Consider the following 16,832-nt stretch of genomic DNA (forward strand, 5'->3'; position numbering starts at 1 on the left):
AGCATGTCCCGAATTGCATCGACCTTTGCCGCCCTCAAGGCGGAGAATAAAACCGGCCTGGTCACCTTCATTACCGCCGGCGACCCCGGCCCCGAACTGACCGTGCCCCTCATGCACGCCCTGGTGGAAGGCGGCGCCGACGTCCTCGAACTGGGCGTTCCGTTTTCCGACCCCATGGCCGAGGGCCCGGTCATCCAGCGCGCCTGCGAACGCGCGCTGAAATTCAATATCGGCCTGAAGGACGTCTTCGATTTCGTGCGTGAATTCCGCAAGACGAACACGACGACGCCCGTGGTCCTGATGGGCTACGCCAACCCGATCGAGCGCATCGGCCCCGACAACTTCATTCGCTGCGCGAAGGAAGCCGGCGCCGACGGCGCCATCGTGGTCGACTACCCGCCGGAAGAGTGCGCGGCCTTCGCCGAGGCCATGCGTGCCAGCGACCTCGACCTGATCTTCCTGCTCGCGCCAACGTCGACGACGAAACGCGTGCAGCAAGTGGCCCAGTACGGCAGCGGTTTCAGCTACTACGTCTCCCTGAAAGGCGTGACCGGCGCCGGCAGCATCGACACCGCGGACGTGGCGCGCCGCGTAAACGCCATCCGCGAGCACGTGAAGCTGCCGATCGGCGTGGGTTTTGGCATCCGCGACGGCGCCACCGCACGCGCGGTGGCCGAGGTGGCCGATGCGGTCGTGATCGGCAGCCGCATCATCCAGGAGCTGGAATCGGTGCCGAAAGAGCAGGCGGTGGCCGCGGTGCGCACCTTTACGGCCGGCATCCGCAGCGCACTGGACGCGTGAGCACCCTTAGCTCGCCCTTGTCATACGTCAACCTCGGTGTCAGGTCTGACATTCAGACACGAGCTCAACCGTTGCATGCGATAACGGTCGAGCCCGTGTCCGCTTGTCAGACCTGACACCGGCTGTAGTGGTTCTCGGCATCAAGGAAATGATCTGGCGGTTGATGTCTGAATGCCAATTGTCTGGCCGGCATCATTCGACAAGCGGGGCGCTTGCGGCTACACTACCGCCACCTCGAAGACTTGCCGCAAAGGAGAACAGATGAGTTGGCTAGAAAAACTGCTGCCCCCAAGGATCCAGCGCTCCGATGCCGCCAATCGCAAAACCATGCCGGAAGGCCTGTGGGTCAAGTGCCCGTCGTGCGAAGCGGTGCTCTACCGCGCCGACCTGGAATCGAACCTGCACGTCTGCCCGAAGTGCGACCACCACATGCGCATCCGCGCCCGCGAGCGCCTCGACGCGCTGCTCGATGAAGGCGGCCGCTACGACATCGGCCAGGAAACCCTGCCGGTCGACACCCTGAAGTTCAAGGATTCCAAGAAATACCCGGACCGCCTCAAGCAGGCCATGGACGCCACCGGCGAGACCGATGCCCTGATCGTGCAGGGCGGCTCGATCATGAGCCTGCCGGTCGTGGTCGCCTGCTTCGAATTCGAATTCATGGGCGGCTCGATGGGTTCCGTGGTCGGCGAGCGTTTCGCTCGCGGCGCGCAGGTCGCGCTGGAGCAGAAGGTGCCCTTCATCTGCATCACCGCCACCGGCGGCGCCCGCATGCAGGAAGGCCTGCTGTCGCTGATGCAGATGGCCAAGACCACCGCCATGCTGACCAAGCTGTCCGAGAAAAAGCTGCCGTTCATCAGCGTGCTGACCGACCCGACCATGGGAGGCGTCTCGGCCTCGTTCGCCTTCATGGGCGATGTCGTCATCGCCGAGCCGAAGGCCCTGATCGGCTTCGCCGGCCCGCGCGTCATCGAGAACACCGTGCGCGAAAAGCTGCCGGAAGGCTTCCAGCGCGCCGAGTTCCTGGTCCAGAAGGGCGCCGTCGACATGATCGTCGACCGCCGCAAGATGCGCGAAGAGATCGCGCGCCTGCTGGCCCTGCTGCAGAACCAGGCCGCCGACGTCCTGGCCTGATCCATTCCAACGGTGCGGGCGCCACGCGTCCGCACCGGCGCCCCGCGCGCACCACTGAAGTGCTCCCATCTATGTCCCAACTTCCGACCACCTTGCCCGACTGGCTGGCGCTGCTCGAGTCGCGCCATGCCGAAACCCATATCGACATGGGCCTGGACCGCGTGCGCGCCGTCAAGGAGCGCATGCAACTCGCCTTCGACTGCCCCGTGATCATGGTGGCGGGCACCAACGGCAAGGGTTCGACCTGCGCCATGCTGGAAGCCATGCTGCTGCAGTCCGGCTACCGCGTGGGTCTCTACATCAAGCCGCACTTCCTCGACTTCAACGAGCGCGCCCGCATCAATGGCGAGATGGCCTCGAACGAGGCGCTGGTGGAAGCCTTCGATGCGGTCGAAAGCGTGCGCGGCGATATTTCGCTGACCTATTTCGAATTCACCACGCTGGCGATCATGCACCTGATCTCGAAAGCCGGCGTGGACGTGGCCATCCTCGAAGTCGGCCTGGGCGGACGCCTGGACGCCGTCAACGTGATCGACGCCGACGTCTCCATCGTGACCAGCATCGACATCGACCACACCGACTACCTCGGCGACACCCGCGAGAAGATCGGCTTCGAGAAAGCCGGCATCTTCCGCCCCGGCAAAGCGGCCATCTGCAGCGACCCGGTGCCCCCGGCAACGCTCATCCAGCACGCGGAAGACATCGGCGCCGACCTGTGGCTGCTGGGCCGCGACTTCAATTACCAGGGCGACCAGCAGCAGTGGAGCTACGGCGGCCGCGGCCAGCGCCGCAACTCGCTGGCCTATCCGGCCCTGCGCGGCGCCAACCAGCTGCTCAACGCCTCGGCCGCCCTGGCCGCCCTCGAAGTGCTGCGCATGCAGCTGCCCTGCGGCGCCCAGGAAGTGCGCGCCGGCCTGGCCATGGTCGAGCTGCCGGGCCGCTTCCAGGTGCTGCCGGGCCGCCCGACCCAGGTGCTGGACGTGGCGCACAACCCGCACGCCAGCGCGACGCTGGCCCAGAACCTCGGCAATATGGGCTTCCACCGCTACACCTATGCGGTGTTCGGCATCATGGAAGACAAGGACATCGACGCCGTGATCGCCCCGATGGCCCAGTACATCGACCACTGGTGCGTTACCGCGCTGCCCTCGCCACGCTCGGCCGACCCGGCCAAGCTGGCGGAAAAGCTCGCACTGCTCAAGCCCGCGGGCGCGAAGGCGGACGATTTTTCGGTCGCCGCCTTCTCCAATCCGCTTGATGCCTATGCGAATGCCGTGAGCCGCGCAGGGGAGAATGATAGAATTGTGGTCTTTGGCTCGTTCTATACGGTCGCCGGCGTGATGGCGGCCCGCAAAAACTCTCTTCACTGATACAAGAAACGCATGGGCTTGTTCTCGTTCGGTAGCAAAAACAAGCAAGACACTGTCCGGGACAGCGGTCATTTCGTCAAGGACGACGATGCCGCCTACGGCCAGCAGGCCCGCGCCAAGCGCGCGTCGCACGCGGGCGAAGGGGCGCGCGGCAAGCGCGGCGCCGACCCCATCCTGCCCGAGAAGAAGCGCGCGCGCCGCCGCCTGGTCGGCGCGATCGCGCTGGCACTGGCGGCGGCCGTCGGCCTGCCGATGCTGCTCGATTCCGAGCCCAAGCCGCTCGGCACCGACATCGCCATCAATATCCCGGCCAAGGACAAGGCGGCGCCGCTGCCGGTGCCGGCCGCCAGCACCGTGGACAGCGGCGAGGAAATCGTCGAGCCGCAGGACGCCGCGCCCGCCCAGGCTGAAGCGGCGCCGAGCGAGCCGCCACCCCCGCCGCCGCTGCGCACGCTCGAGACGCCGCGTGCCGAAGTGCCCGCCACCAGGCCGGAGCCCGTGAAGCCGGAGCCGGTGAAGCCCGAGCCGAAGCGCAAGCCTGAGGAGACCCACCCGAAAGTCGCCGAGCTCGACGCGAAGAAGGTCGAGAAGCCGGCCGCCAAACCCGTGGAAGCGAAGCCGCCGGTGGCAAAGGATGAGGCGGCCCGCGCCATGGCCATCCTCGAAGGCAAGCCGGCCGTGAAGGCCGCGGGCCCGTCGCAGAAGTACGTGGTGCAGGTGGCCGCGCTGGCGACCCAGGAAAAGGTCAACGAGCTGCAGGGCCGCCTGCGCGCCGCCGGCGTCTCCTCCTTCACCGAGAAGAACGGTGAGCTGATCCGCGTGCGCGTCGGTCCGTACACGAAGGAAGAGGGCGAAAAAATCCGCTCGAAGCTGATCGCCATGGGCCTGTCGGGCACCATGGTCCCGCTCTGAAGGGCAGTGTGATGCAGGGTGTGGTGGCGTGACGATCTTCGACTATCTGGTGCTGTTCGTCCTGATTTCGTCGGTCGTCATCTCCACCCTGCGCGGCCTGGTCAAGGAAATCCTTTCGCTGCTGGGCTGGATCGTGGCCTTCGTGGTGGCCAATGCCTACGGCGCGAAGCTGGCCCCGATGCTGCCCGAGCTGCTGCCGGGCGAGACGGCGCGCCTGATCATGGCCTTCGTCGTGCTCTTCCTCGGCGTGCGCATCCTCATGGGCCTGCTGTCGCTGGCGATCGGCGCCGTGATCACCGCCACCGGCCTCACGCTTGCCGATCGCGGCCTGGGAGGATTGTTCGGCCTGGCGCGCGGCATTGTAATCGTGCTGGCCGCCGTCATATTGTGCGGGATGACGTCCATCCCGCAGCAGGATTTCTGGAGGAACGCGCTGCTGTCGCCGATGGCGGAAACGGGCGCGCGGACGGTCAAGCCTTTCCTTCCCGCTGCGCTCGCGCAGCACGTCCGATATTAGGCAACGAGATACAAGTTTCATTTTTGCAATCAGCAGTCCAGCTTTAGGAGCACACCATGTGTGGCATCGTCGGCGTCGTCTCGAACAATCCCGTCAACCAGCTTCTCTACGATGCGTTGCTGCTGCTGCAGCACCGCGGCCAGGACGCGGCGGGCATCGCGACCAATCACAGCAGCATGTTCTCGATGTACAAGGCCAACGGCCTGGTGCGCGACGTGTTCCGCACCCGGAACATGCGTTCGCTCCAGGGTAATACCGGTATCGGCCACTGCCGCTATCCGACCGCGGGTTCCTCGAGCGAAGAGGAAGCGCAGCCGTTCTACGTGAATGCGCCGTTCGGCATCACGCTGGCGCACAACGGCAACCTGACCAACCAGGCCGCGCTCAAGGAGGAGCTGTTCCGTAACGACCGCCGCCACATCAACACCGACTCCGATTCGGAAGTGCTGCTGAACGTGCTGGCCCACGAGATCCAGGAAGCGGCCGACGGCTACAACCTGAGCACCGACGCGGTGTTCAAGGCCGTCAGCGCGGTGCACCGCCGCGTACGCGGCGCCTATGCCGTGGTGGCACAGATCGCCGGCCACGGCATGCTGGCCTTCCGCGACCCCTTCGGCATCCGTCCGCTGTGCCTGGGCGTGAACGAGGGCGAACACGGCGTCGAGTACCTGGTGGCCAGCGAATCGGTGGCCCTGGAAGGCCTGGGCTTCCGCTTCGTGCGCGACATCGCGCCGGGCGAAGCCATCTTCATCGACAACGACAGCAAGCTGCACGAGCGCCAGTGCGCCGAGAACCCCTCGCTGAATCCCTGCGCCTTCGAGTTCGTCTACCTCGCCCGTCCCGATTCGGTCATCGACGGCGCCTCGGTTTACGCGACGCGCCTGCGCATGGGCGAATACCTGGCCGACAAGATCCGCAAGGAGATCCCGGAAGGCGAGATCGACGTGGTCATGCCGATCCCCGATTCCTCGCGTCCGGCCGCGATCCAGCTGGCCCTGAAGCTGGGCGTCGAGTACCGCGAAGGCTTCATCAAGAACCGCTACATCGGCCGCACCTTCATCATGCCGGGCCAGGGCATGCGCAAGAAGTCGGTGCGCCAGAAGCTCAATGCGATCGCCGCCGAGTTCAAGGACAAGAACGTGTTGCTGGTCGACGATTCCATCGTGCGCGGCACCACCAGTCGCGAGATCGTGCAGATGGCGCGCGACGCCGGCGCCCGCAAGGTCTTCTTCGCCTCGGCCGCGCCGCCGGTGCTCTACCCGAACGTGTACGGCATCGACATGCCGACCCGCGACGAGCTGATCGCCCACGGCCGCACCGTGGAAGAGGTGTGCAAGGAGATCACCGCCGACCGCCTGGTCTACCAGGACGTCGACGCTCTCAAGCGCGCCATCTCGGACGTCAACCCGGCGCTCAAGAACTTCGAGGCTTCCTGCTTCGACGGCGTCTACGTGACCGGCGACGTCACCCCGGAATACCTGGACCGCCAGGAGACCGCGCGCCACAATCCGAAGAAGAACCAGGTCGAGGACCCGGTGCGCACCCAGCTGAACCTGAATACCCCGGCGGTCGAAGCGCCATGAGCGACCGGGAGTACGGCTTCACCACCACCATCCTGCACAACGACCGCAGGAAGAGCATCGAGCAGGGCTCGCTGCACAAGCCGGTGCACACCTCGGTGGCCTTCGGCTATGGCGATGCGCGCCAGCTGGCCGCGGTCTTCCAGGGCAAGGAGCCCGGGTTCCGCTACGGCCGCCAGGGTAACCCGACGGTCGGCGCACTGGAGGACAAGATCACGAAGATGGAAGACGGTGTCGGCACCCTGTGCTTTGCCACCGGCATGGGCGCGATCGGCGCCCTGTTCCAGGCGCTGCTCAAGAGCGGCGACCACATCGTCTCGTCCTCCTTCCTGTTCGGGAACACCAACAGCCTGTGGCAGACGGTGGCGGGGCAGGGCGTGGCGGTGGACTTCGTCGACGCGACAGATGTGGCCCAGGTGGAAGCGGCGCTCAAGCCGGAGACGCGCATGGTCTTCGTGGAGACCATCGCCAACCCGCGCACCCAGGTCGCCGACCTGGCGCGCATCGGCCAGCTGTGCCGCGAGCGCGGCATTCTCTACGTGGTCGACAACACCATGACCACGCCTTATCTCTTCCGCCCGAAGAGCGTGGGCGCGGGCCTGGTGGTGAACTCGCTGACCAAATCGATCGGCGGCCACGGCAATGCGCTGGGCGGCGCCCTGACCGACACTGGCCTGTTCGACTGGAGCCTGTATCCGAACATCGCGCAGAACTTCCGCAAGCAGCCGGCCGCCAACCAGGGCCTGGCCCAGCTGCGCGCCAAGGCCCTGCGCGACTTCGGCGCGGCCCTGGGACCGGAAGCGGCCCACCACATCGCGGTCGGCGCCGAGACCCTGGCCCTGCGCATGGAGCGCACCAGCGCCAATGCGCTGGCGCTGGCGCAGATGCTGGAGTCGGATGAACGTGTCGCGGCGGTCCATTATCCGGGCCTGGCTTCGCATCCGCAGCACGGCATCACGCGCGAACTCTTCCGTGCGGGCGGCTCGCTCCTCAGTTTCGAGCTGAAGGAGAGCATCGATCCCTTCGACTACCTGAACCGCCTCAAGCTTGCCATCCCGGCCAGCAACCTCGGCGACACCCGTACCCTGGTGATTCCGGTGGCGCATACCATCTTCTTCGAGATGGGCGCCGAGCGCCGCGCCAGCATGGGCATCGCCGAGTCCCTGATCCGGGTCTCGGTGGGCATCGAAGACACCGAGGACCTGCTCGAGGACTTCCGCGCTGCCCTATCTGCATGAAATCGCGCTGGATCGCCCTCATTCCCCCTTTGGAGCTTGAGTGCGGCATGACTCCGTTCTAGGATGAACTCCTAATGACAATATTTGGAGGGTAATCATGCGGAGATTCCTGTTGTCCCTGCTGTTCGTCAGCTGCGGCGCCCTGGCCGCGGATGATCTGGCGGAGGCGAACCGGCTGCTGGCGGCCAAGGACTACGGCAAGGCGATGGCGATGTTTACCCGCCTCGCCGATGCCGGCAACCCGGACGCGCAGCTGCGCCTGGGCGAAATGCACTGGTTCGGCGAAGGCACCGGCGAAGACCTGGACGCCGCGCGGCGCTGGTTCGAGAAGTCGGCGGCGGCCGGCAACGCGGGCGCGAAGGAGTCGCTGGCTGTCCTCGACCGGCGCAAGATCCATGGCGCCGAGATTGCCTACTGGACCCAGCAATACGACGGCGCCGACCTGCGTGCAGGCAAGTTCGACTGCCCGATGCCGGCGATCCCGGAGGCCTCGAGGACCAACGAGGAAATCAAGGCCACCAAGGATGCCATCGACAGCTGGCGCGCCTGCCAGCAGGGCTTCATGGCCAACTTCAATGCGACGGTATCGGACGGCAAGCATATTCCTGCCGAGGTGCTGGGCATGATGACGCCATCGGAAGTCAAGCGCGCCCGCGACCATGTGCAGGCGGTCTATGCCAGCCTGAAGGCGAAGGCCATCGCCGACGTCAACACCGTCGCCAGCAAGCAGATGGAATGGCATAAAGCGACGGACGCCTTCGCCAAGGAAGAAAACCTGCGCATGGCCATGCGCGCCGACGAGGAAAAGCGCATGTACATCGAGCAGCAGCGCCGCCAGAATGACGATCGGCGCCTGCTGATGGATCGTAAGCCCAGCACGAAGCCGGCCCCACCGGTTGTGGCCCCTACCCGGCGCTAAGCTTTCCGGCAGCCCTGGCTGCCGGAATTGTTTCAACGGTTGAGCGAGCGGCGCACTTGCCGCTATCATGGGGCTCCATCCCTCACCGTGTGCGACCATGAAGACCAAGCTGTTCCTTGCCTCCCTGCTGCTGTGCGGCGCCGCCTTTGCCGGCGAACTGGAAGACGCCAACGCCCTGTTCGAGAAGCAGGACTACGCGGGCGCCATGAAGCTCTACACCAAGCTCGCCAATGCCGGCAATCCGGCCGCCCAGCAGGCCCTCGGCCAGATGTATTTCTACGGCGAGGCGGGGCAGGTCGACGAGGCGAAGGCGGTCGAGCTGTTCAAGAAGGCGGCTGCCAAGGGCAACAAGGTCGCGATCGCCTCGCTCGAGCTGATCGACCAGCGCGCCAAGCGCCGCGCCGACATCGACTACTGGATCAAGGGCTACGATGGCGCCGACCTGAAGACGGGCGAGTACCGCTGCGTGGCGCCGCGCATTCCGGCGATGTCGAAGATCAACGCCGATATCGACCGCATCGGTGCGGCCGTGAAGGCCTGGCAGGAGTGCTACAACAAGTACGTCACCCACCTGAACAATTCCATGCCCCTGGCCAAGCGCATTCCCGCCGACATCCAGAAGCTGATGAACAAGGAAGAGACGGAGAAGTCGAACGCCTACCTGGCCCAGCTGCAGGAAAACCTGAGCGAAGAGGCGAGGGTGAGCTCGAAGCTGCTGCTGGCCGATTTCGACGCCTGGCGCAAGGCGACGGAAAGCTATGTGGAGCAGCACAACAAGATGGTCAAGGACGCCAAGAAGGATTCCTACTGGGCGGACAAGAAGATCCAGTAAGACGAATGCGCCAATAAAAAACGGGGTAGTCGAGGCCAGCGGCCCCGACTACCCCGTTGTGCGTGTGAAGCGCGGACTCAGTGCCAGCTGCGCATCAGCCCCACGGCCAGGCCTTCGAGTGCGAATTCGTCTTCCGGCGATACCTGGATGACCTTGAAGTCAGGGTTTTCCGGCAACAGCTCGACCATGTTGCCGGTCTTGCGGTAGCGCTTGACGGTGACTTCCTCGCCCAGGCGGGCGACCACGATCTGGCCGTTCTTGGCGCTGTCGATCTTCTTGACCGCCAGGAAGTCGCCATCGCAGATGCCGGCATCGCGCATCGACCAGCCCTTGACCTTCAGCAGGAAGTCCGGACGGGCCGAGAACATGGCGGCGTCGACGGAATAGGTGGCTTCCACGTGTTCCTGGGCCAGGATGGGCGAGCCGGCGGCCACGCGGCCGACCAGCGGCAGCGACATCATGAGGGCGGCCGGCGGCATCGGGATCTGTTCGACCGAGGCGCCCACCAGGCGGATGCCGCGCGAGGTGCCCGGGGAAATCTCGATGGCGCCCTTGCGCGCCAGCGCCTGCAGATGTTCCTCGGCGGCATTGGCCGACTTGAAGCCCAGTTCGGCCGCGATTTCGGCGCGGGTCGGCGGGAAACCGGTGTTCTCGATCGCTTCCTTGATCAGGTTGAGGATCTGTTCTTGCCTTGCAGTGAGCTTGAGCATGGATGTACCACTGATATCATTCGAGACTGTATTTTTATACAGTGTTCGAGCAAACGCAAGCTATTTCGTTGTCTCAAGCGCGGTTTGTGTGTAAGTTACGCGCGGGGTGCGTTCTACGCACCGTTTGAACATGCCGCCTACAGTCGGCCGGCGAAGCATGCTCCGCAGAAAAATTTTCAAAAGGTAACTACATGGCAAAGCTCGGGTGCCTTCAGCACATTAAGCTTAGCGGTTTTCGCTCAATACGTTCGCTTGATCTAGAGCTGAAGAGATTGAATGTCCTCATTGGTCCGAATGGGGCTGGCAAATCGAATTTCATCAGCTTCTTCAAGTTCATGAATCGTTTGCTTGAAAAGGAGCTGCAGCTCTTCGTGCGAGCCGGACTAAACGGCGCGGATCGCACACTTTTTTTTGGACGCAAGACAACGGATGAGCTCCATATCGATCTCCATTTTTCGCCTAATGGTTACCGAGCCACAATGGTGGCGACCAATGACGATAGTTTGGTGTTCAAACGTGAGCAGGCATTGTTTCACGGTGGTGAAATAGGCTACGCAGGGGGTACGAAGGTGCGAGACCTCGCGCCGCCCGGTGCGGCAGAGTCAGGCCTCCCGCTGCCCGGTACCGGCACGCCTAGTCAGCACGTCGCGGGCTACCTGCGTGACTGGAAGGTTTACCATTTTCACGACACTAGCGACACAGCACGTGTCAAGGGTGCGTATAGCATTCATGCAACAGAGCGCCTGCTACCACAGGGGGAGAACTTAGCTGCTTTCCTGTATGACATACGTGAAACTGAAAATTACCGTCGCATAGTCCATACCATTCAACGCGTTGCCCCATACTTTCATGACTTTGTGTTCGTGCCTGAGCCAAACGACACTATTCGCCTGCGCTGGAAACACAAGGGAAGTGAAGATTACTTTGATGCGACGATGCTTTCAGATGGAACTCTGCGTTTCATTTGCATGGCAACCTTGCTCTTGCAGCCAAAATTGCCAACTATCATTCTTTTGGATGAGCCTGAGCTTGGCTTGCATCCATTCGCTATGCAGCTCTTGGCCGCGATGATGCGCTCAGCGAGTGAGATCACGCAGATCATTGCTTCGACGCAGTCAGTGACGTTAGCGAATCAATTTTCTTGGGAGGACATGGTCGTTGTCGATCAAGTGGAAAACGCATCGGCTTTTCGTCGCCTGAGCGAGGTCGAGGTCTCGGAGTGGATGAAAGAATACCGGATCGGTGATATCTGGGAGATGAATGTCCTGGGAGGGACGCCGGAATGACGCGCTTGGCAATTAGCGTCGAAGGTGCGACCGAGCGGGAGTTTGTCCAGCGCGTACTAAAGCCGTACCTGACCCCTTTCGGAAAGCAGGTTACCGCCATCGACCTTCGTGGTAATGTGAGTCTGGATAAAATGGCTGGGCAACTGCCTGCGCTGTTCGGATCATTCGATCGAGTCAGTACCCTTTACGACTTCTACGGCTTTAAAGGGCGCGGCACTTTGTCCGTAGACGAGCTTGAAGCAGAAATGGTGGCTCGAGTGGGGGAGGGAAGGGGCCAGCGCTTTTTGCCATATATCCAAAAATATGAGTTCGAAGCGCTACTGTTCGCGGTTCCCGCTCATGTGGTGGAATGGTTGAGTGGTGGAGATGCTGAGCTAGTGCTACTGAACGATGCAGTGCACCGTAGTGGCTCGCCCGAGAACGTGAACGGAGCAGTGGAGACAAGTCCATCTCATCGATTGAAAAACATCTTCAAAGCCTACGACAAAAAACTACATGGTCCTGAGATTCTCGAGCTGGCAGGACTTCAGGAAATTCGAGCGCATTGTCCCAGATTTGATATGTGGGTGACCCGGCTGGAGGCGCTCTAGTCCTGTTGCTGCGGTTCGCAATCCATGCTATGATCGTGGGCTTTCCCTTCCCACACTCGTCTTGACGCCGAGGTGGGCATTTGTTTAAACGTCCTTAAGGAGTGTTGCATGCGTCATTATGAAATCGTTTTTATCGTCCACCCGGACCAGAGCGAGCAAGTCCCGGCGATGATCGAGCGTTACAAGACCACGGTGACCAGCCGCGGCGGTAACATCCATCGCGTGGAAGACTGGGGCCGCCGTCAAATGGCTTACCAGATCCAGAAGCTGCCGAAAGCCCACTACATCTGCATGAACATCGAGTGCGACAACGAGACCCTGGTCGAGCTGGAAACCGCATTCAAGTTCAACGATGCCGTCCTGCGTCACCTGACCGTCAAGATGAAGAAGGCCGAAACCGCACCGTCGCCGATGATGAAGTCGGTCCAGCGCGAAGACGCAGCCAAGAGCCACCGCGCTGAAGCAGCAGCTGCTGCCCCGGCCGCCGCTGCTTAAGCTGTCACTGAGTTTTTTCTCGGGAACCTTTAAACGGAAGTGAACCAGTTCCAGCTCATCGCGACCATCGCGGAGCGTGACGTACTGCGTTACACCCCAGCCGGCGTCCCCATCGTGGGCGTGATCCTGCAGCATAGTTCGCAGCAGGAAGAAGCAGGGGTGGCAAGGCTGGTCGAGTTTGAAATGCCTGCGCTTGGCGCGGGCCAGATTTCAGGCCGGCTGGACAGCGCCGAACTCGGCGCCGCTTACCGCTTCGAGGGATTCCTCGCCAGAAAGAACCGCAACAGCAAAGCCTTGGTGTTTCACATCATTGATTTCAGTGCCGCATAGTCGCCCAGCGACACGGCCTATTTAGATTACAGATACAGGAGCCTCAAAATGGCATTCGGTAAAAAGTTCGACAAAAACAAAGCCAAAGAAAAACTCAAGCGCAAGCAGCAGAACCCGCTGTTCAAGCGCAAGAAGTTCTGCCGCTTCACCGCCGCCGGCGTTGAGCAGGTTGATTACAAAGACGTGGACACCCTGAAGGACTTCGTCCAGGAAAACGGCAAGATCATGCCGGCACGCCTGACCGGTACCAAGGCGCACTACCAGCGCCAGGTCGACACCGCCATCAAGCGCGCACGCTACCTCGCGCTGCTGCCGTACACCGACCTGCACAACGCCTAAGCGTCGGCACGTCAGTCAGTTATCCTGGAGAAAAAAACATGCAAGTTATTCTGCTCGAAAAAGTTGTTAACGTCGGTAACCTGGGCGACGTCGTCAAAGTCAAGGACGGTTACGCACGTAACTTCCTGATCCCGCAAAAGATGGCGCGCCGCGCTACCCAGGCCGCCGTGGCCGAGTTCGAAGTCAAGCGCGCCGAACTGGAAAAAGCAGCAGCTGAAAAGCTGTCGGCAGCCCAGGCGCAAGGCGACAAGCTGAGCGGCATGACCGTCACCATCGCCCAGAAAGCCGGCGTGGACGGCCGTCTGTTCGGTTCGGTCACCAACTTCGACATCGCCGAAGCCCTGAGCAAGCAAGGCTTCGCAGTCGAGAAGTCGCAGGTTCGCCTGCCGACCGGCCCGCTGAAGACCACCGGCGAGTTCCCGGTTGCCGTCGCGCTGCACACCGACGTCGTCTCGGAAATCACCATCGCTGTCGTCGGCGAAGCTGCATAAGCATTTGTTGTAAAAACGAAAAAGCCGGGTTCGCCCGGCTTTTTTTACGTCCTGAAAAACCGGTCATTTATGACAGCCGTGTGACAGGAGAAGGTATAATGCCCGCCATGAATTCCCCAGCCGATCCGCAAGTCGATTCCCTGCGCATCCCGCCGCACTCCATCGAAGCAGAACAGTCCGTCATCGGCGGCCTGCTGCGCGATAACGCCGCGTGGGACCGCATCGCCGACTTCATGCACGCGGAGGATTTCTACCGCTACGATCACCGCATCATCTTCGAACAGATGATCCGCCTGATCAACGCCGGTAAACCAGCCGACGTCATCACGGTCTACGAGGCCTGCAATATGCTCGGCAAGGCCGAGGAGGTCGGCGGCCTGCAGTACCTGAACGCGATGGCGCAGAACACGCCGTCGGCGGCCAACATCCGCCGCTACGCCGAGATCGTGCGCGACCGCGGCATCCTGCGCAACCTGATCACGGTGGCCGATGAGATCTCGGGCAATGCCTTCAACCCGCAAGGGAAGGAGGTCAAGCAGATGCTGGACGAGGCCGAGTCGAAGATCTTCGCGATCGCCGAAACCGGCGCTCGCGGCCAGCAGGGCTGGAACCCGATCCAGCCGCTGCTGACGCAAGTCGTCGAGCGCATCGACGAACTGTATTCGCGCGAAAACCAGGGCGAGATCACCGGCGTGCCGACCGGCTTCATCGACCTCGACCGCATGACCTCCGGCCTGCAGCCGGGCGACCTGGTCATCGTGGCGGGACGTCCCTCGATGGGCAAGACCGCCTTCTCGGTCAACATCGGCGAGAACGTCGCGATCGAAGCCGGCCTGCCGGTGGCCGTGTTCTCGATGGAGATGGGCGGCGCCCAGCTGGCCATGCGTATGCTCGGTTCCGTGGGCCAGCTCGACCAGCATCGCCTGCGTACCGGCCGCCTGAACGACGAGGACTGGCCGCGCCTGACGCACGCCATCCAGAAAATGAACGATGCCCAGCTCTACATCGACGAGACGCCGGCGCTGAACCCGATCGAGATGCGCGCACGGGCACGACGCCTGGCGCGCCAGTGCGGGAAGCTCGGCCTGATCATCGTCGACTACCTGCAGCTGATGCAGGGCAGCCAGCCGGGCGACAACCGCGCGGCCGAGATCTCGGAGATCTCCCGTTCCCTGAAAGGCCTGGCCAAGGAGCTGCATTGCCCCGTCATCGCGCTGTCCCAGCTGAACCGCTCGCTGGAACAACGACCCAACAAACGTCCCGTCATGTCCGACCTGCGCGAATCGGGCGCTATCGAACAGGATGCGGACGTGATCATCTTCCTGTATCGCGACGAGGTCTACAATCCCGACTCGCCCGATAAAGGAACCGCCGAAATCATCATCGGTAAGCAGCGTAACGGTCCGATCGGGGCCGTCCGCCTTACCTGGATCGGCTCCTACACCAAGTTCGGCAACTACAGCGGTAACCTGAGTATCTATCAGGGCGACTAAGTTTCTGAAGCAGTTCTTATAAATCAGCCGGCCACGAGCCGGTTCACTTTGCCGCTGCCAGCCGTGGCGGCGGTTTCGAAGTCCCAAGAGATTCAACGGAGAATAAAATGTTTGGACGCCTGATGCCCCAGGAGGGCAAGTTCTTTGACCTGTTCAACCAGCACGCCGCGCTGTGCGTGAAAGGCGCGCAGGAGATGGTCGGCTTGATGACCAATTTCGACGACCTGGAAAACCGCACCCATGCCGTGGAAAGCATTGAGAAACAGGCGGACAAGATCACCTACACCTGCGTCGACCTGCTGCACAAGACCTTCATCACCCCGCTCGACCGCGACGACATCCACAAGCTGATCACCAGCATGGACGACATCCTCGACATGATGGAAGACGCGGCCCAGACCGTGTCGCTGTACGACCTGCACGCCGTGACCCCGGAAGCCGCGCGCCTGGCCGAACTGTGCCTGTCGGCCTGCAAGAAGGTCCAGGAAGCGGTCGCCATGCTGCACGACATGGGCAACGCACAGAAGATCGTCGCCATCTGCGAAGAGATCGACCGCTTCGAGTCGGACGCCGACCACGTGATGCGCGCCGCCATGTCCAAGCTGTTCCGCGACGAACCGGACGTGCGCAACCTGATCAAGATGAAGGCCATCTACGAGATCCTCGAGACCGTCACCGACCGCTGCGAGGATGTCGCCAACATCATCGAAGGCATCATCGTCGAAAACGCATAACGCGTCCAACAACAAGAACAATCATGGAAACTGTTAACATCAGCATTTACGTGCTGGGCATGCTGGTGCTGCTGGCGCTGGTCTTCGACTTCATGAACGGCTTCCACGACTCGGCGAACTCGATCGCCACCGTCGTGTCGACCGGCGTCCTGAAGCCGCACCACGCCGTCGCCATGGCCGCCTTCTTCAACTTCATCGCGATCTTCGTGGTGAACATGAAGGTGGCGCAGACCATCGGCAAGGGCACCATCGATCCGCACGTGGTCGACCACTACGTCATCTTCGGGGCGCTGGTGGGCGCGATCGCCTGGAACATCATCACCTGGTACTACGGCATCCCGTCCTCGTCCTCGCACGCGCTGATCGGCGGCCTGGTGGGCGCGGCCGTGGCCAAGGCGGGCACCGGTTCGCTGATCTCGGGCGGCCTGCTCAAGACCGTGGCCTTCATCGTGGTGGCGCCGATGCTGGGCTTCGTGCTCGGCTCGATCATCATGCTGATCGTCTCGTGGAGCTTCGTGAAGTCCACGCCGCGCAAGGTCGACACCTGGTTCCGCCGCCTGCAGCTGGCCTCGGCCGCGGCCTATTCGCTGGGCCACGGCGGCAACGACGCGCAGAAGACCATGGGCATCATCTGGATGCTGCTGATCGCGGCCGGCTACGTCAGCGCCAGCGATACGCATCCGCCGGCCTGGGTCATCATCTCCTGCTACGCGGCGATCGCCTTCGGCACGCTGTTCGGCGGCTGGCGCATCGTCAAGACCATGGGCCAGAAGATCACCAAGCTCAAGCCCGTCGGCGGCTTCTGCGCGGAGACCGGCGGCGCCATGACGCTCTTGATGTCGAGCTACTTCGGCATCCCGGTCTCGACCACCCACACCATCACCGGCGCGATCGTCGGCGTGGGCGCCTCGCAGAAGATGTCGGCCGTGCGCTGGGGCGTGGCGGGCAACATCGTCTGGGCCTGGATTTTCACCATCCCGGCGTCGGCCTTCATGGCGGCGGTGGCCTGGTGGATCGGCACCCACATCATGTAAAGCCGGGCTGGCTGGAAGCACAAGAAA

The 16,832-nt window shown here is 62.7% G+C and carries 19 protein-coding genes; 18 read left to right on the top strand and 1 reads right to left on the bottom strand.

All coding sequences use genetic code 11. The features are described from left to right. The first annotated feature begins 3 nt into the window (after positions 1-3). The 9 genes from trpA to ACQ7JA_RS14585 all read left to right on the top strand — a co-directional run bounded on the left by trpA (position 4) and on the right by ACQ7JA_RS14585 (position 9,303). A complete protein-coding gene (gene trpA / locus ACQ7JA_RS14545) occupies positions 4-801 on the top strand; it encodes a tryptophan synthase subunit alpha (protein WP_430898882.1) in 798 nt (265 codons plus the stop codon). Positions 802-1,062: 261 nt separating this feature from the next. Next, positions 1,063-1,935 carry an acetyl-CoA carboxylase, carboxyltransferase subunit beta gene (gene accD / locus ACQ7JA_RS14550; RefSeq protein ID WP_430898884.1) on the top strand — a complete coding sequence of 291 codons (873 nt, stop codon included), beginning with the start codon at positions 1,063-1,065 and terminating at the stop codon, positions 1,933-1,935. 71 nt (positions 1,936-2,006) lie between these two features. Further along, on the top strand, positions 2,007-3,305 hold the full coding sequence (gene folC / locus ACQ7JA_RS14555) for a bifunctional tetrahydrofolate synthase/dihydrofolate synthase (protein ID WP_430898886.1): 1,299 nt from the start codon (positions 2,007-2,009) through the stop codon (positions 3,303-3,305). Positions 3,306-3,317: 12 nt separating this feature from the next. Further along, positions 3,318-4,217, top strand: a complete 900-nt coding sequence (locus tag ACQ7JA_RS14560; protein ID WP_430898888.1) for an SPOR domain-containing protein — start codon at positions 3,318-3,320, stop codon at positions 4,215-4,217. A gap of 28 nt (positions 4,218-4,245) precedes the next feature. After that, positions 4,246-4,734 carry a CvpA family protein gene (locus ACQ7JA_RS14565; RefSeq protein WP_258825942.1) on the top strand — a complete coding sequence of 163 codons (489 nt, stop codon included), beginning with the start codon at positions 4,246-4,248 and terminating at the stop codon, positions 4,732-4,734. 56 nt (positions 4,735-4,790) lie between these two features. Next, the gene (gene purF / locus ACQ7JA_RS14570) at positions 4,791-6,317 is read left to right on the top strand and encodes an amidophosphoribosyltransferase (protein ID WP_430898890.1); all 1,527 of its coding nucleotides are present in this window, start codon (positions 4,791-4,793) and stop codon (positions 6,315-6,317) included. Beyond that, positions 6,314-7,552, top strand: coding sequence for a cystathionine gamma-synthase family protein (locus tag ACQ7JA_RS14575; protein WP_430898892.1), 1,239 nt, complete (start codon positions 6,314-6,316; stop codon positions 7,550-7,552). Before purF ends, ACQ7JA_RS14575 begins: the two co-directional genes overlap by 4 nt. A gap of 97 nt (positions 7,553-7,649) precedes the next feature. Next, the gene (locus ACQ7JA_RS14580) at positions 7,650-8,471 is read left to right on the top strand and encodes a tetratricopeptide repeat protein (protein WP_430898894.1); all 822 of its coding nucleotides are present in this window, start codon (positions 7,650-7,652) and stop codon (positions 8,469-8,471) included. A 97-nt stretch (positions 8,472-8,568) separates the two neighbouring features. Beyond that, a complete protein-coding gene (locus ACQ7JA_RS14585) occupies positions 8,569-9,303 on the top strand; it encodes a tetratricopeptide repeat protein (RefSeq protein WP_430898896.1) in 735 nt (244 codons plus the stop codon). Between the two features lie 77 nt (positions 9,304-9,380). On the opposite strand, the gene lexA is transcribed toward ACQ7JA_RS14585, so the two are convergent. Next, positions 9,381-10,013, bottom strand: coding sequence for a transcriptional repressor LexA (lexA, locus tag ACQ7JA_RS14590; protein ID WP_430898898.1), 633 nt, complete (start codon positions 10,011-10,013; stop codon positions 9,381-9,383). A 191-nt stretch (positions 10,014-10,204) separates the two neighbouring features. Between lexA and ACQ7JA_RS14595 the strand changes: the two genes are divergently transcribed. The 9 genes from ACQ7JA_RS14595 to ACQ7JA_RS14635 all read left to right on the top strand — a co-directional run bounded on the left by ACQ7JA_RS14595 (position 10,205) and on the right by ACQ7JA_RS14635 (position 16,805). Continuing rightward, on the top strand, positions 10,205-11,299 hold the full coding sequence (locus tag ACQ7JA_RS14595; RefSeq protein ID WP_430898900.1) for an AAA family ATPase: 1,095 nt from the start codon (positions 10,205-10,207) through the stop codon (positions 11,297-11,299). After that, positions 11,296-11,889, top strand: coding sequence for a DUF4276 family protein (locus tag ACQ7JA_RS14600; protein ID WP_430898902.1), 594 nt, complete (start codon positions 11,296-11,298; stop codon positions 11,887-11,889). Before ACQ7JA_RS14595 ends, ACQ7JA_RS14600 begins: the two co-directional genes overlap by 4 nt. A gap of 108 nt (positions 11,890-11,997) precedes the next feature. Beyond that, the gene (gene rpsF / locus ACQ7JA_RS14605; protein ID WP_020656856.1) at positions 11,998-12,384 is read left to right on the top strand and encodes a 30S ribosomal protein S6; all 387 of its coding nucleotides are present in this window, start codon (positions 11,998-12,000) and stop codon (positions 12,382-12,384) included. A 39-nt stretch (positions 12,385-12,423) separates the two neighbouring features. After that, complete coding sequence (gene priB, locus ACQ7JA_RS14610; RefSeq protein WP_231057184.1) at positions 12,424-12,714, top strand: primosomal replication protein N; 291 nt, start codon at positions 12,424-12,426, stop codon at positions 12,712-12,714. Positions 12,715-12,762: 48 nt separating this feature from the next. Then, on the top strand, positions 12,763-13,053 hold the full coding sequence (rpsR, locus tag ACQ7JA_RS14615) for a 30S ribosomal protein S18 (RefSeq protein WP_036249492.1): 291 nt from the start codon (positions 12,763-12,765) through the stop codon (positions 13,051-13,053). 38 nt (positions 13,054-13,091) lie between these two features. Next, a complete protein-coding gene (gene rplI / locus ACQ7JA_RS14620; RefSeq protein ID WP_430898906.1) occupies positions 13,092-13,544 on the top strand; it encodes a 50S ribosomal protein L9 in 453 nt (150 codons plus the stop codon). Positions 13,545-13,651: 107 nt separating this feature from the next. After that, complete coding sequence (locus ACQ7JA_RS14625; protein WP_430898988.1) at positions 13,652-15,037, top strand: replicative DNA helicase; 1,386 nt, start codon at positions 13,652-13,654, stop codon at positions 15,035-15,037. A 107-nt stretch (positions 15,038-15,144) separates the two neighbouring features. Continuing rightward, positions 15,145-15,771, top strand: a complete 627-nt coding sequence (locus ACQ7JA_RS14630) for a DUF47 domain-containing protein (RefSeq protein ID WP_430898908.1) — start codon at positions 15,145-15,147, stop codon at positions 15,769-15,771. Between the two features lie 23 nt (positions 15,772-15,794). After that, on the top strand, positions 15,795-16,805 hold the full coding sequence (locus ACQ7JA_RS14635; RefSeq protein ID WP_430898910.1) for an inorganic phosphate transporter: 1,011 nt from the start codon (positions 15,795-15,797) through the stop codon (positions 16,803-16,805). Positions 16,806-16,832: the final 27 nt, after the last annotated feature.

The sequence above is a fragment of the Massilia sp. BKSP1R2A-1 genome (assembly GCF_050586525.1).
Classification (GTDB): Bacteria; Pseudomonadota; Gammaproteobacteria; order Burkholderiales; family Burkholderiaceae_D; genus Telluria.